This window comes from Microcystis sp. M20BS1 (genome assembly GCF_020245305.1).
In the GTDB taxonomy this organism is placed as follows: domain Bacteria; phylum Cyanobacteriota; class Cyanobacteriia; order Cyanobacteriales; family Microcystaceae; genus Microcystis; species Microcystis ichthyoblabe_A.
On sequence record NZ_JADBUZ010000080.1, the window covers coordinates 1 to 14,033 of the forward strand.

General features: G+C 42.9%; 18 protein-coding genes. 4 read left to right on the top strand and 14 right to left on the bottom strand.

The window, feature by feature from the left end:
* A partial coding sequence (locus IM507_RS08075) for a hypothetical protein (RefSeq protein ID WP_287636862.1) occupies positions 1-225 on the top strand: 225 nt, incomplete at its 5' end.
* A 2-nt stretch (positions 226-227) separates the two neighbouring features.
* On the opposite strand, the gene chlP is transcribed toward IM507_RS08075, so the two are convergent.
* The 7 genes from chlP to phaA all read right to left on the bottom strand — a co-directional run bounded on the left by chlP (position 228) and on the right by phaA (position 6,411).
* Positions 228-1,445, bottom strand: a complete 1,218-nt coding sequence (gene chlP, locus IM507_RS08080) for a geranylgeranyl reductase (RefSeq protein WP_002735532.1) — start codon at positions 1,443-1,445, stop codon at positions 228-230.
* 225 nt (positions 1,446-1,670) lie between these two features.
* Entirely contained in the window at positions 1,671-2,765 is a 1,095-nt protein-coding gene (locus IM507_RS08085; protein ID WP_002737173.1) for a class III poly(R)-hydroxyalkanoic acid synthase subunit PhaC, read from the bottom strand.
* Positions 2,766-2,855: 90 nt separating this feature from the next.
* Positions 2,856-3,851 (bottom strand): class III poly(R)-hydroxyalkanoic acid synthase subunit PhaE, encoded by a 996-nt coding sequence (phaE, locus tag IM507_RS08090; RefSeq protein WP_002737702.1) that lies wholly within the window; start codon positions 3,849-3,851, stop codon positions 2,856-2,858.
* Positions 3,852-3,930: 79 nt separating this feature from the next.
* Positions 3,931-4,143, bottom strand: coding sequence for a hypothetical protein (locus IM507_RS08095; RefSeq protein ID WP_002736172.1), 213 nt, complete (start codon positions 4,141-4,143; stop codon positions 3,931-3,933).
* A complete protein-coding gene (locus IM507_RS08100) occupies positions 4,127-4,402 on the bottom strand; it encodes a BrnT family toxin (protein WP_103112662.1) in 276 nt (91 codons plus the stop codon). The genes IM507_RS08095 and IM507_RS08100 overlap by 17 nt, the downstream gene beginning before the upstream one ends.
* An 89-nt stretch (positions 4,403-4,491) precedes the next feature.
* The gene (gene phaB / locus IM507_RS08105) at positions 4,492-5,208 is read right to left on the bottom strand and encodes an acetoacetyl-CoA reductase PhaB (RefSeq protein WP_008206945.1); all 717 of its coding nucleotides are present in this window, start codon (positions 5,206-5,208) and stop codon (positions 4,492-4,494) included.
* A gap of 12 nt (positions 5,209-5,220) precedes the next feature.
* Positions 5,221-6,411, bottom strand: coding sequence for an acetyl-CoA acetyltransferase PhaA (phaA, locus tag IM507_RS08110; protein WP_149974201.1), 1,191 nt, complete (start codon positions 6,409-6,411; stop codon positions 5,221-5,223).
* Between the two features lie 219 nt (positions 6,412-6,630).
* Between phaA and IM507_RS08115 the strand changes: the two genes are divergently transcribed.
* Positions 6,631-7,761, top strand: coding sequence for an FAD-dependent oxidoreductase (locus tag IM507_RS08115; RefSeq protein ID WP_287636864.1), 1,131 nt, complete (start codon positions 6,631-6,633; stop codon positions 7,759-7,761).
* A 239-nt stretch (positions 7,762-8,000) separates the two neighbouring features.
* A complete protein-coding gene (psbQ, locus tag IM507_RS08120; RefSeq protein ID WP_002737745.1) occupies positions 8,001-8,441 on the top strand; it encodes a photosystem II protein PsbQ in 441 nt (146 codons plus the stop codon).
* A gap of 63 nt (positions 8,442-8,504) precedes the next feature.
* On the opposite strand, the gene IM507_RS08125 is transcribed toward psbQ, so the two are convergent.
* Entirely contained in the window at positions 8,505-8,804 is a 300-nt protein-coding gene (locus tag IM507_RS08125; RefSeq protein WP_002736984.1) for a 2Fe-2S iron-sulfur cluster-binding protein, read from the bottom strand.
* A gap of 43 nt (positions 8,805-8,847) precedes the next feature.
* Entirely contained in the window at positions 8,848-10,107 is a 1,260-nt protein-coding gene (locus IM507_RS08130; RefSeq protein ID WP_287636865.1) for a phosphopantothenoylcysteine decarboxylase domain-containing protein, read from the bottom strand.
* 229 nt (positions 10,108-10,336) lie between these two features.
* Here IM507_RS08130 and IM507_RS08135 point away from each other — a divergent pair, with 229 nt between their 5' ends.
* The gene (locus IM507_RS08135; protein ID WP_002737563.1) at positions 10,337-11,278 is read left to right on the top strand and encodes a DUF1517 domain-containing protein; all 942 of its coding nucleotides are present in this window, start codon (positions 10,337-10,339) and stop codon (positions 11,276-11,278) included.
* A 412-nt stretch (positions 11,279-11,690) separates the two neighbouring features.
* Here IM507_RS08135 and IM507_RS08140 read toward each other — a convergent pair whose 3' ends face one another.
* The 5 genes from IM507_RS08140 to IM507_RS08160 form a co-directional block, all read right to left on the bottom strand.
* Entirely contained in the window at positions 11,691-12,059 is a 369-nt protein-coding gene (locus IM507_RS08140; RefSeq protein ID WP_002751533.1) for a SpoIIAA family protein, read from the bottom strand.
* Complete coding sequence (locus tag IM507_RS08145) at positions 12,046-12,228, bottom strand: hypothetical protein (protein WP_071590307.1); 183 nt, start codon at positions 12,226-12,228, stop codon at positions 12,046-12,048. The genes IM507_RS08140 and IM507_RS08145 overlap by 14 nt, the downstream gene beginning before the upstream one ends.
* 120 nt (positions 12,229-12,348) lie before the next feature.
* Positions 12,349-12,528 carry a type II toxin-antitoxin system RelE family toxin gene (locus IM507_RS08150; protein WP_002773272.1) on the bottom strand — a complete coding sequence of 60 codons (180 nt, stop codon included), beginning with the start codon at positions 12,526-12,528 and terminating at the stop codon, positions 12,349-12,351.
* Positions 12,529-12,608: 80 nt separating this feature from the next.
* Positions 12,609-12,794: a hypothetical protein gene (locus tag IM507_RS08155; RefSeq protein ID WP_130756246.1), complete on the bottom strand. Its 186-nt coding sequence runs from the start codon at positions 12,792-12,794 to the stop codon at positions 12,609-12,611.
* A 4-nt stretch (positions 12,795-12,798) separates the two neighbouring features.
* Positions 12,799-13,644: a hypothetical protein gene (locus IM507_RS08160; protein WP_287636866.1), complete on the bottom strand. Its 846-nt coding sequence runs from the start codon at positions 13,642-13,644 to the stop codon at positions 12,799-12,801.
* Between the last annotated feature and the right edge of the window lie 389 nt (positions 13,645-14,033).

Genomic DNA, 14,033 nt, shown 5'->3' on the forward strand with positions numbered 1-14,033 from the left:
GAATGCTTCGCCCCTACAGGACGCGGGCCGATGAAGACGCAAGGTTTTGAACGACGATTCTCTCAAAATCTTGCACCTGTTTCGCGAGAAAAGCCCCAAAACCTTTACTTTGCCTACATTTCAAATTTATTCAGCAAACCCGAATTAGAGAAGACAAGAAGGGACAACCCAAAAGAAAACCCAACCACCGCCATGGGGAGATTGAGTTTTCTAGTTATCAATTGATTTTAAGGGGCCAAAGCGTTACCGCGCAGGAGAGAACCGATGGTTTTAGCGGTAATCTTCATCTGTACGAGAGGATTAGCGGGAACAACGGTTTTATAGAGATAACTGTCAAAAGTCATCTTCTGTACATCCTTATCGGAACACATTTCCACAAAAGCTTCCCGGGTGGCATCGGTACGGTAGAAAACCCGTTGCAGGATATCTAACACCAGATAGGTCATACCGTATTTCTTATCCCAACGCTTGAGGTAGAGTTTTAACTCGTCCTCTGTGGGAATACGTTGGCCGCCGTTAGTGACTTCGACAATGGTTTCGGCACACATCCGCGCCGATTTAGCGGCGAAATAGATGCCTTCTCCCGAAGACTTGGTAACTGTTCCCGCAGCATCGCCTACGAGGGCTACACGACCGACTACACGGCGAGGACGGGGATGTTCAGGGATGGGGTGAGCTTCCACGCGGATGATTTCGCCTCCTTCCAGACGACGGGCCGCGCGAGCGCGAATACCAGCTTGTAGGTCTTTAATCATGGCTTTATTGACCTTCATTGTGCCAGTACCGACGGCGACGTGATCGTATTTGGGGAATACCCAAGCGTAGAAGTCGGGGGATACGTCTTTTCCTACATACATTTCGGCCAGATCTTCGTAGTAGGCCATTTTATCTTGGGGAAGACGGATGCGTTCTTGGAAAGCGATCGCATAGTTGTAATCCCCAGCATCAATAGCTTTAGCAATGCGGGAATTAGCACCGTCGGCGCCGATAACCACATCCACCTTCAGAGATTTCATTTCCCCTTGGGAATTGCCGTGGGAGTGATCGGCGTAGTGTAGGGTATAGGGATCGGTGCTATTGGTGGGAATGTCGAGACCGTAAACGGTTCCGTTGATTAAATGCGCTCCTAATTTATGGGCGCGTTCTCTCATAAAACCGTCGAGGACTTCCCGACGACACATTCCGATATATTCGTCTTGATTATCGAGATTAATATCGACTTCGACGTTAGAGGGGGAGATCATTTTCATTTTTCTCACCCGGCGATCGATAATTTCAGGAGGTAGGTCAAATTCGCTCACCATACAGAGAGGAATCGCTCCACCACAGGGTTTAGCATTATCTAATTTGCGTTCAAATAAATAGGTTTCAATGCCTGCTTTAGCTAATGTTTCTGCCGCCGAAGAACCGGCCGGCCCTGAACCCACAACAGCGACTCTTAACACTCAGGTTTTCTCCTACATACTTACGAGCGAGTACGCTTTGCAGTGTACCACAGGGGTTTAGCCGAAAGGAACGATATCCTCCGATTCTGCCCGATCTTGCAACAGTGCTTAACATCCTCTGTTACAAAAGTTTATTTTACTGCCCGTAGATGTTTTTTTATCGATGTGTTGTATTGTGTTACACCCCTCTCCCAAACTGGGAAAAGGGGATAGCTGCGAGGATTGTTAAGCTCTTGCTTTCAACCAATCGCTAATAGCGGGGGGTAAATCCCGTTGCACTTTGCCACTGACATACATTCCGATATGTCCGACGGGGAAAGCACAAGCGGTATAGTCAGAAGTACCGATATAATTCCCTAAAGCGAGGGAAGAAGCGGGAGGGACAAGGTGATCTTTATCCGCATAAAGATTGAGAATTGGCATGGTCAGATTATGTAAATCTACCCGTTTATCTCCTAACATCACTTCCCCTTTAATCAGTTTATTTTGCTGATAGAAATCCTTGAGAAACTGTCGGTAGGATTCTCCCGCTTGGTCGGGACTATCAAAAATCCATTTTTCCATACGCAGAAAATTAACTAATTTTGATTCATCTTCCATGATGTCAGGAAAATCGAGGTATTTCTGATAACCTAACTGTAAAGGTTTCAATTCCAGAAACTCTAAGTTGAGAAAATCTCCCGGAATATTGCCCATGGTATCTACCATTAAATCGATGTCTAATGCTTCGGCTCCCAAGGAACACCCCCCGCGCATATTTAAGAGGGTCTCGGTTTGATAAAAGTCCACCGGTGTCACCATTGTCACCAGATTTTTTACCTTATCGGGATAGAGGGAACTATAGCATAAACTAAAGGTTCCCCCCTGACAGATTCCTAACAGATTAATTTTGTCGAGATGGTGACTTTGACGAATAAAATCGACGCAATTATCCACATAACCATTGATATAATCATCAAGGGTTAACCAGCGATCGCTTCTGGTGGGATATCCCCAATCAATTAAGTAGATATCTAAGCCTAATTTCAGCAGATTTGCTACTAAAGAACGCCCTTCCTGTAAATCTACCATGTAGGGACGATTGACCAAAGCATAAACCATCAGCAAGGGAATCTCGAAGGGTTTTTCGACCACGGGTTTAAAGTGGTAGAGAATGATTTTATCTTCCCGATAAACTGCTTCTTTTTCCGAGACTCCACACTCAATATCTTCTTCTTTAACTCGTTTGAGATTGTCTAAACCTTTGAGATTTTTCTGAGTTAATTCTAGATAATCTTGGGTAAAATCTTCCAGTTTTACTTGCGTCAAAAATGGCCACATAATTTAATTCTCCTAGAAAAGTGTGGAAGTGGGGATTATAACTGATAACTGATAACTGATAACTGATAACTTATTGTCAAGCACAATTAACTAATTGTTACTTTCTACTGCTTTTTTTTCTCCTAAAGTTTTTTTGAGACTTTTTACCTCTTTGCGTAATTCATAGATAGTCCGATGAATTTCATCGACTTCGCTGCGGGTAGGCAGATTCATCGATCGCAGGTAAATTTCCATTAAATCCTGCTGTTTGAGGCGATAATCATTGAGGGAATTAATAAATTTTCCCCTTACTTTTAGGTTTTCTGGTTGACAAAAAGCCTTTTCAAAAATATCATCAGCGACGACACTCCACACATCTTGAAATTCTCGCCAATTCTTGACAGGTTGACCTTTTTCTGCTAGGAAAACTAATTTTTTAGTTAAAGCTTCAAAGGATTTAACTTGAATATCAGCCAGCACAATTTGATAGTTAATACTAGCTTGATAAAGAACGCGCCAAGTTTCAAAACTATCGAGTAATTTGCGGTTAAATTCTCGTGGCAATCCCAATAAAGGCATCTGTAACCATTGGCCAAAAGTTTCATCATAAAACTTCTGCCAATAGATATTATTGAGTTCGATCAAGGAAGAAGTGTTACCTAACCAAGCTTTGGTTATTGTGTCATTTGACAGGACGAAAGGATCGAACCATAAATGATTGAGACTTTGTAATTGTTGCAGGTAAATTGTCCATAGTTGACTGACATCTTGACTACTTTGGGAAGTGGTAGTAGTAAAACTATTCAGTTGACCGCGCATCTGTTGGGTATAATTATCTAAAATTGTTTGCCAGTCTTCTCCTGTTTGCATTTTCGGAAAGATACTTTCCCAAGCTTCCATCGATAATTTTAGGAATTTGATCAATAAATCCCGATTATCAAAATAGCGCTGGGTTGCCTCTTGCAATTCTGGTTTAATATTGCCCATAGGAGTCGGTATCGCCCCCATCATATCAAACCAACTTGACCACATTTTTGCCCCGGTTTCCGTCCAAAGATTGACGTAATCGGCGGCCATCTCACTCCAAGCTTGTGTCGGTTTATCCATTATTTTTGCCCTTTTCCTTTAACGCTGATTTCGCTAGTTTACTAACCCACCCTACACCCGATAACTGATAACTGATAAGTCATATTTTTCCAGACTTGGCAATTTTTGCTAGTAATCTTAACGCTTCATTGACTGAGGCTGAATCTTGAAAAATTTCCGCCACATCGGGATCGAGAATGATCACATTACTAGCCTGTCGATAAGCTTCATAATATTTGCCACGAATACCACCAGAAAAGTCATATTCAGTCCGCATCTCGTCATTAACCGTTTCTTCAGACTCCTGATTCATAATTTTTTCTCTCCTGTTTACTAGCTAAACGGGCGCTAATTAAGCGAATCTCATTTTCTCTTTCTGTATGGGATATGACTAACAGCTTTTGTGATTTTGACTGTCCTATCGTCAGAAAACGAAACTCGCCCACTGAATGATCGGGATCTAAAATCGTTACGGCCAATGAATCCCCAAATACGGTCACTGCTTCTTCAAAAGATATACTATGTTTTTTGATGTTGTTATTTGCCTTGTCTTGATCCCATTGAAATTTCATAGATTTATGCTACTATCAAGCAACTTAGCAGGGACAATAACCAACACATTTTCCATCTTTGAATTAGATAACTGATAACTGATAACTGATTAGGTGTGATGAGCCCCATTAACTCTGAGGACTTCTCCAGAGACATAACTGCTGGCAACAGGAGAGAGCAAATAGGCAGTTGCCCAGGCGATATCTGCGGGTTCACCGAAGCGACGACAGGGAATTTCGGCGGTGATTTTATCGCGAACTTTATCGGGAATCGCTAAAGTCATTTCCGTGTTAATAAACCCTGGCGCAATCGCATTGGCGCGAATATTATAACGGGCAGCTTCTCGCGCTAAGGATTTGACTAAACCGATAACTGCCGCTTTTGTGGCCGCATAATTAGTTTGGCCGGCATTACCGCGATCACCGGAAATAGAACTAATACAAACGATCGATCCCGCTTGTCGTTCATACATTCCCTCAATAAACGGTTTAATCGTGTGATTAACCCCTTTTAGGTTGACATTAATCACTAAATCCCAATCTAGCGGCGTTAATTTAGCGAAAAAGTTATCTCTGGTAATCCCCGCGTTAGCGACGATGCCGTACACTGGTCCCAATTCCGCTTCAATTTGTTGAGCTGCCGCTTCCATAGATTCCAACTTAGTCACGTCGGCGACAATGCCTAAACCCTGGGGATTATCCGTGGCTAAATCCGTGTAGGCCACCTTGGCCCCCAATTCTATCAAAAGAGAGACAATAGCCGCCCCAATGCCTCGATTTCCGCCGGTAACGACGATAACTTTCTCCTCTAGTCCCAGAGATACCATAGCTTTTTCCTCCTAAACTCTTTCAATTGCGATCGCTGTTCCGCCACCGGTCCCATGACAGATGGCCCCCATACCGAGGGTTTTATCCTGTACTTTCAACGCGTTAATTAACGTCACCAGAATTCGCGCTCCGGAAGCGCCGATGGGATGACCCAAGGCGATCGCACCACCGTGAACGTTTTGTTTTTCCCTCGCTAACCCCAGATCCATCTCAAAAAGCAGATTATTTAAGGCAAAAGCTTCGTTATTTTCCACTAAATCGAAATCTTCGATCGTTTTATCTAAAGATGCCAGCAATTTTTTCACCGCTAGGACGGGGAATTCTGGGAAGCGATCGGTTTTGCCAGCACCCACAGCGCCGCCAAGGATTTTGGCAATTGGTTTTAAACCGTACTGATCCACAGCTTTTTGACTGGCTAAAAGGATAGCGGCGGCCCCATCGGAAATCTGACTACTATTCCCTGCGGTTAAAACTCCCGACGGATTAAAAGCCGGCCGCAGTTTTCCTAAACCTTCCGGGGTACTATCGGAACGAATACCCTCATCTTGATCAAGAATTGTGGAACCTTTCTTAGATTTAAGCTCAATTGGCACGATTTCGCCCTTAAACCAGCCTTTTTCTGTGGCTGTGGCCGCTCTTTGGTGGGATAAGGCGGCAATTTCGTCTAATGCTTGCCGAGAAACCCCGCGATCTAGACAGAGGCGATCAACTTGGGAACCCATGCCCTCAGTCGTGGTAGCATCGGTTAAGCCATCGTGCAGTAATAGGTCGGTTAATTGTTCCGGCGCACCCATAAGGAATTTATAACCCCACCGGGCCCGATGGGAGAGAAAAAAGCCAGTTTGGGACATGGATTCAATACCACCAGCGAGGACGAGATCCGCTTCTCCGGCGCGAATCGAGGTAGCAGCGTTACTAACGGCAATCATTCCCGAAGAACAAACCATATCCACCCGATATCCGTCCACGCTTACGGGAATTCCCGCTTTAATCGCCGCTTGCCGGGGAATTAACTGACCATGACCCGATCCCAAAACATTGCCGAAAATGTACAAATCTAGGGCTTCTGGAGGCAAATTAGCGATTTCTAGGGCGGATTTCATCACTGTTGCCCCTAAATCGGCCGGGGATAATCCCATTAATCCCCCACCAAAACGACCAATTGGAGTCCGGACAGCGGCCACGATATAAACTTCTTGCATAGACTTCTCTCTATTGGGAAGCGAAGATAATAGATAGAATTTACTTAAGAATATCGAGTCCGAAAAGATCAAAATCCCAATTGACTGTCATTGGTTACAAGTTCCTGGCCTCGATGCCTTGAGTTTTTGTCTATCTACCCTCGATTTTGCAACAGAATTTCTGTGTCAGAAGATATATTCATTAGAATTTAACTTTTCCGGCAGCAATCCCCTTTTTTTATGGATTTAGTCAAGCGCCTAGTTTTTATCGGTGGTGGTCATAGTCATGCGATCGCCCTTCGTCTTTGGGGGCAATCACCCCTAAAAAACGTTCAATTAACTTTAATTAGCGATGTCACCCATACCCCCTATTCGGGAATGTTACCCGGCCACATCGCTGGTTTTTATGATTTTGCCGAGACTCATATCGATTTACCTTCTCTAGCTAGGTATTCTCAAGCGCAATTCTGTTTAGACAAGGCTAATTTCATAGATACGGAAAAATGTCAAGTAATTTGTCATAATTCTTCACCGATTCCCTTTGATTATCTCTCGATCGATATCGGCAGCATCCCGGCAGTGGATAATGTTATCGGTGCTAAAGAGTACGCTATCCCCGCCAAACCAGTGCCGATTTTTCGGGAAGGATGGCAAGAAATCCTGAAAAAAGCGGTTAATAACCCGAATAATCCTCTAAATATCGTCATTGTTGGTGGAGGCGCGGGCGGAGTCGAATTAGCTTTAAATATGCAGTCCCGTTTGGCCAAAATTCTCAACTCTAGCGGTAATTTGAATTTGTCTCTAATTCATCGAGGAAAAAAACTACTACCGAACCATAATAATTGGGTCGGTCAACGTTTAGAGAATATTTTTAAACAAAGGGGAATTAGATTATATTTATCAACGGATGTGACGGCAGTGCAAGCAGATCAGATTATCTGTTCATCGGGGTTAGTTTTGCCCACGGATTATACAATTTGGGTAACGGCTGCCTCGGCCCCTAGTTGGATTAAAGCGTCAGGATTACAGACAGATGAAAAAGGGTTTATTTTAGTGAATAATTATCTGCAATCTCTTTCCCATCCCCATATTTTTGCCGTGGGAGATATTGCCACGATTCCAGATTATCCCCGTCCGAAAGCGGGAGTTTTTGCCGTCCGACAAGGAAAACCTCTGTTCGATAATTTGGCAAGAATTCTGCAAAATCAGCCATTAAAACCCTATTTTCCCCAGAAAAATTATCTCAGTTTAATCGGGACAGGAGACCAACAAGCGATCGCATCTTGGGGCGGTTTCGGCTGGCAATCACCGTTATTATGGTTATGGAAAGATCGGATCGATCGAGCTTTTATGAAACAGTTTAAGCTGTAATCAATAAGTAGGTAGGTGTTAAAAATTATCAGACACCCCCCTTGTCAAGGGGGGATTAAGGGGGGATCAGAGGCAAAATTGCTGATTATCGTCCAATAGCACCGAGTTACTGTCAAGGTCGTTGGGAGTAAAATCTGATTTGGGAATCCCACAACCTGATAAAGTAAAAATCGTCCCGATAGCTTGACTGGTTATCGGGAGAGAACGTCAATAGTTTGTTAAATAGTACATATAAACCAATGCCACGTCTTCGCTCGATTATTTCCCTAGTTTTAGTCCTAGTTACTACCCTGCTGGTTAGTTGCAGTGGTCCCCAAGCAACTATCCCCACCGTCTATAGTCCCCAAAAAATCGAACAGTTACAGGTTTACATCCAACCCATAGAAGGATTTCGCCAAAAAATGAGCGTTTTGCAAGACCTCATCGCTGACAAAAATTGGGTAGATACTCGCACCTATATCCACGGCCCTTTGGGGCAATTGCGTCAGGAAATGGTAGGATTATCCCGTAATTTACTGCCCAAAGACCAAGAAAAAGCCAAGCAGTTAGCGAAAAATCTTTTCGTTCACTTTGAACGTATCGATGCGGCAGCCAAAGAAAAAGATGCTAGTCTTGCTGCTAATCAATTCCAAGAAGCATTAAAAGACTTCGATGCTTTCTTAAATATTGTTCCTAGTTAGTTTGTATCAGTGATCGGTGATCGGTGATCACCGATCGGGCCGCAGCTAAAAAACCGATAAGTGCTATTTTGGTTTAGTTTGGACGCTGATCGGGCCATTAACCATGGTTTGACAGGCTAAACGATAATTTTCGGGTTTTTTCTTCAGACAGCGCTGCTCAAAGTCGGTTCTAGCGGAGAGATTTTCCATTCCCTCGACAATTGCCACTATACAAGTACCGCACTGACCGTAACCGCCACAATTCATCAATTTACCGCTAAAAGTGTAGATATCAACGCCATTCTGGACTGCTTTCTCTCGTAAATTCGCTCCATCTGCCGCTACCACGATCTTATTCTCTTTGACGAAGTTGATGTTACCCATGACTGTATTACCCTAAATTTTTGCAAATTAATATTAAAAAATATTAAATTTTTTTGATTGTAACATTTTTGGCTCGCTCTTCTAAATATTCGGCGATGGCAATAGCGATCGCTTTTTTACCGATAAATTTTCCCAGTGCCGCTTTTGTGACCAAATAAGCCACCTGTTCCCCTTGATCGCCCTTTTCCTCACCCCTATTAGCAATGACCGCCTGATAGCCCTTTTCTAGGCGTTTGCGGGCGATTTCCAGTAACTCCTCCTGACTGACTCCCTCCTGATACTTGAAAGTCACCATCTCTAAATCGGGAAATGTTTCTCTCACCTTGTCAATCACTTTTTCCGTCGGCACAAAATTAAGATTTAACTGCCCTCCACTGGGAATCTTACCAGAAAAAGGGCTTTCTAAGCGATAATCTGCCACTGCCGCCGAAAAAATCCCAAATTTATAATCTTTACTCTCTAATTCTCCCATAACCTTCCCTAGATACTCGTCATAAGTTTCAATAATTTCGTGGGGTAAATAAGCGGGGGGTGTATAGCTGCCCCGTCCGTGGATTAACTGCACCTTGGCCCCGCGCAGGTATAATTCTTCTGCAATAGCGGCCCCTAATTGTCCAGTAAAACGATTGGTTAAACGACGAATATTATCGATAATCACGGGTGTGGGTCCACCGGTGACTAAAATCGGCATATTTTTCAGGACAGAATTACTGAGAATCCCACAGGCTGCCACGGTAATCTCTTTTTCCCCGGGGAGATTGTGTTTACCGTAATCATCCCGGGGTGGCATAATCTCGACTCCCAAGCGATCAAGAGTTTGCAAAGATTCGCTCAGAATAGCATTATGTAAACTGCCGTGCATGGTGGGGACGAGCAGAATTTTAGTTTTTCCCTTTTCCAGTCGTCCCAAGGCCGAGGCCAAGCATGAAGTGATCACTCCGTCAGCGATTCCGTAACGAAACTTATTAATCGTGTTATAGGTAGCGGGAGCGACTAAATAAAGATCAAAGGGAGATTGATCGCTTAAATGTTCTGCTTTTGCCGTTAATTGGCTAATTACGGGATTAAGCGTACTCCATTCCAAAGCTTCCTTAGTGACGTATCTTAAAGCTTCTTCCGAGACAAAAGCCACGACTGTGGCCCCGAATTTCCGCAAAGATCGGGCAATTAGCGGCGCTTTCATGGCCGCAATCCCTCCTGTCACCAGTAAAGCAATCCTTTTACCCCAGAGATGATGATTTTCTAAGGGTACTTCGCGATCGCCTAAGTCCGAATCCGTGGGAGCGGAGAAATTCCAAGTCATAAATTTGGGGAAATGGGGGAATGGGGGAATGGGGGAATGGGGAAATGGGGAAATGGGGGAATTCAACTAAAAAACCCCAAAACCCTAAAATCTCAATACCCAACACCTTCTAACTGATAACTGATAACTGATCACTGATAACTGATTCGGTTATCCCTATTCAAGATTTGTCTATCCCTGACCGATAAACTGGTTATGCTAGTAAATAAAGGGTTGCTTCGGTGTTCTTATGATTGACAAAATTTTAACTAAAGTTCGATCGCTTGCCAAGCCGTTATTAGTTCTAGGATTAGTGACAACGCTGATTTTCGGTTCTATTCCCAGTGCTTTGGCGGCATCGGGGGGTAGAATGGGTGGCGGTAGTTTTCGCGCCCCTAGTCGCAGTATTAGCCCTTCTAGAGGTGGTGGTTACAGTTCCCCGGGTTACGGTGGAGGTATTGGTTTTCCCTTCCTCTTACCCTTCTTTTGGGGTGGTGGTGGCGGTGGCTTAATTTCTCTGTTAATCTTTTTTGCTATTGCCAACTTCCTCGTTAATGCTTTCCGTAATGGTGGAGGCAGTGACGAGAATGGTATGACGATAGAATCCGGTTATGAAACCGTCTCCGTGGCTAAAGTACAGGTGGGTTTGTTGGCTAATGCCCGTTATCTGCAACAAGAATTAAATCAAATCGCCCTAACTGTCGATACTAGCACCTCCGAGGGACGAGTCGAAGTCTTACAAGAATCGGCCCTCGCCCTGTTACGTCATCCAGAATACTGGGTTTATGGTAACGTCGATTGCCAACAAACCAGCCTCAGCAGTGCAGAAGCGAAGTTTAATCAGTGGTCTCTCAACGAACGCGGTAAACTAACGGCGGAAACCTTAACTAATTACAATAATCAACTGCGTCAAGGTTCTCAAGAAAATATTTTACCCGAATCGGCTGGGGAATTAGCTAAAACCGCACCGGAAGGCTATATTTTGGTGACTATTTTAGCCGGCATTGTTGGTAAATTTTCTCTACCGAAAATTAATGACTCCCAAGACTTGAAACAGGCCCTGCAACAAATTGGTAGTATGGGAGGCGATCGACTTTTAGCAGTAGAAGTGATTTGGACCCCCCAAAGCGAGGGTGATATTCTCAGTCAAGATGACATTCTCGCCAATTATCCCGATCTGAAATTAGTGTAATTTGTCGGGGAATAACTCTAGATATTGGCTAAAATCTCCCTTATTACGGGGAGATTTTTTGATTAGGGTTTGCGGCAAAAAGTCAATTGGCCGGTGATGGGGTGAGTTTCGTCGGTTAGTCCCTCGGAAGGAAACCTAACAACTCCACCGATTATGGCTAAATTCTGTTAAAAGGCATAGAAGAGCAGGGAGCAGCGAAAAACAATTCATAACTTGGCAGTCAATCATACTATAGCGGTTCTCGCATCTGTGCGGCACACTTAAACCTTTGCTGATTAACCTGTTCAGGATCGGGAATGTACCTCTTGTGAATCAGAAACGCTATATTAAAAACGGATTTGGTATTAGACATCTCCAAAATTCAGGCTAGATTGAGGTTAATTGCTGGAGATGTCAATGTACTGCAAGGGAATCAGGAACCGCCCAAGATCCATTGGGTCGCTACCTCGGTTTCCCCCCAAGGGAACTGCCTAACTTCAGCTGAGACAAAGTGGGAAGCCAGACTTTCGATGAGTTTAACCAGAGTGGAATCAGTCACCACTGCAACTTTACTGACGTACTTGTGATGGTCGCGTATCAGCCGGAAATGGGCGACCAAGGCACCAAAACTATCCCAACCAGTGAACTCGGGAACTTCAATGATCACGCCAGCAAGGCCACCAGTGGCTTCAATGTGGGGATCCACTGCCTCTGCAATCTTGACAAAATCTTCTGCCGCAAGTGCAGATGTAGGTCGCATACAGAGAATGCTATGCGCCGCGTCTAAATTATAATCTATCATAGTTTGCCTCTCCCAAATGGTCGAAGTCTAACTCTATGATATCACGAATAGACGGTTTCACCAGAATTACTAGACGAGCTATAACCTCGACATTATGGAAGACGATATTAAGCATGAGAAGCGGTAAAACAGTGGAAAACACCAGAAACTCCTTACTTCTGTGAATCACTGTCTTATGGCGAAAGGAGAAACAGCACTCTAGAAAAGAGTTCTGGTATTATTTATAGACATCGCCGCGAGGTTTAATAGTTGTAATGACCTATAGATTGTTATCTCTATCTTCAAAAAATCACACTCGATATTTATCTACTCGCAATCTTAGTTCATCTCTTCCGTAAAGGGGTTTAATATCTAATTTTGTAGAATCCGAAATCAAAGTATCTAAAGCTTCAAGAATAGGAATTTGATCATTTTTAGGCATCCTTTCTAAGGAGCGTTCTGCTTGTCTGAGTAGAATATAATTAGCCAAGTCTATCTCCAAATAATTTGTATTTTAATTCTGTTGAAGTGATTCCAGTATCTCGACTGGAAGGAAGAGCCAATATTTTCCTAAAAACGGCGGGTTTTATCGATTCCGTAGAGGATTCCCGTCACCACGGAAGAGAGAATTAATAACAAAATTAATCCTCCAGGTAAAAAGGATAATATTGCCATGCCGCGTAATACATAAACTAACACAGTCACCAATAGGAAACTGAAAAAAAGAGACTTTAAATAACTAGAATTTGAGCGCATTTACTTAGATTAACAGGTCTTCTTGAGTTAAGTTTGACTTTTCGGCAATCATTGCTAGGATTTTTTCTTCCCTTTTTCCGTTACTGATAGATTCCAGTAACCGGCGATTGAGAATAATTTTTTCCCCGTTGGATAAGATTAAAATAATCCCTCGGTAATTAGACCCTAAAAAGCCATTGTAATCTTTTATCTTTGCCTCAACAATTCTCTTTAGAAGATAATCGCTTTCACTTCTAAAAATTAAATGTTGTCGCCTACGGGTTAGGGTGGCGGTACCCTGATTAAAGACATAACTCTCCCAATAGCTGGCATCATAAAATAACAATAGACCAGAGAATAAGCATAACATACCCCAGAGATAATAGGGATAATTATGATGCTGTTCTAGCAGTGCTGACAAGGTATCTAGGGGACTTTTGGCAATAATTTCCTGAGCTTGATATCTATTCACAAAATTCTCAAATCGAGTTTTAAAATCACTAGCTGACTGCACATCTAGAAAATTCTCGATGTAGAGATGGTTATTTCTTCCGACCAATAAAACCGTGTTATTAACAGTTTTTTCCTGCTCAACACTGATAAAAACTTCCTGATAGACAGCCGTAGCTTTAATGTGAGTTAAAGAAAAATTTTCCCGACTAGAAATAGGAAAATTATACTCTTGGACATATTGACAATCTATCCTTTTTGTAACTAACCGAATGCAGTCGAGATAAGCGCGCTGGGAAAAAACTACATAGGCTAAAAACAGAAAAGGAAACCCAGCCAGAAAAAAACCCAGAAAAGGACGATATTTAGGAGCTTTATTCTCTAATAAGAGTGTAGTCAGCGTTTTTTGCTTAACTCGCATAGGAAACCCTACAGGTACTTTGTTCTAATTGTACTACAGCCTTTCGGCATCCTTCTCAGGATCGATTTATTTAATCTGCTGACCAGGAAAATTGTAATGATTATTCACGAAAATCTGACATCGGTCTCTAGACTGGCTCTATCTTGACCTTTTTTATCTGGATTTGGCACGGTAAAACCCTGTTTATCGAGTTTTTGTAAAGCTTTGGCGGTTTTTTGTTTATTGTTTGCATTTAAATTAAATATATAAATAAAACTGTTTTTATAAGTTTTTGTCGATTTCAGAGACTTTATAGGCTGTAAAAAATTGTTAATCTAATTTTTAAGCTTTTATTCTCACTCTAGCTATAGCAGATAAAAATTGAGCCTCTTGCCAAGGGGTGGGGAGAT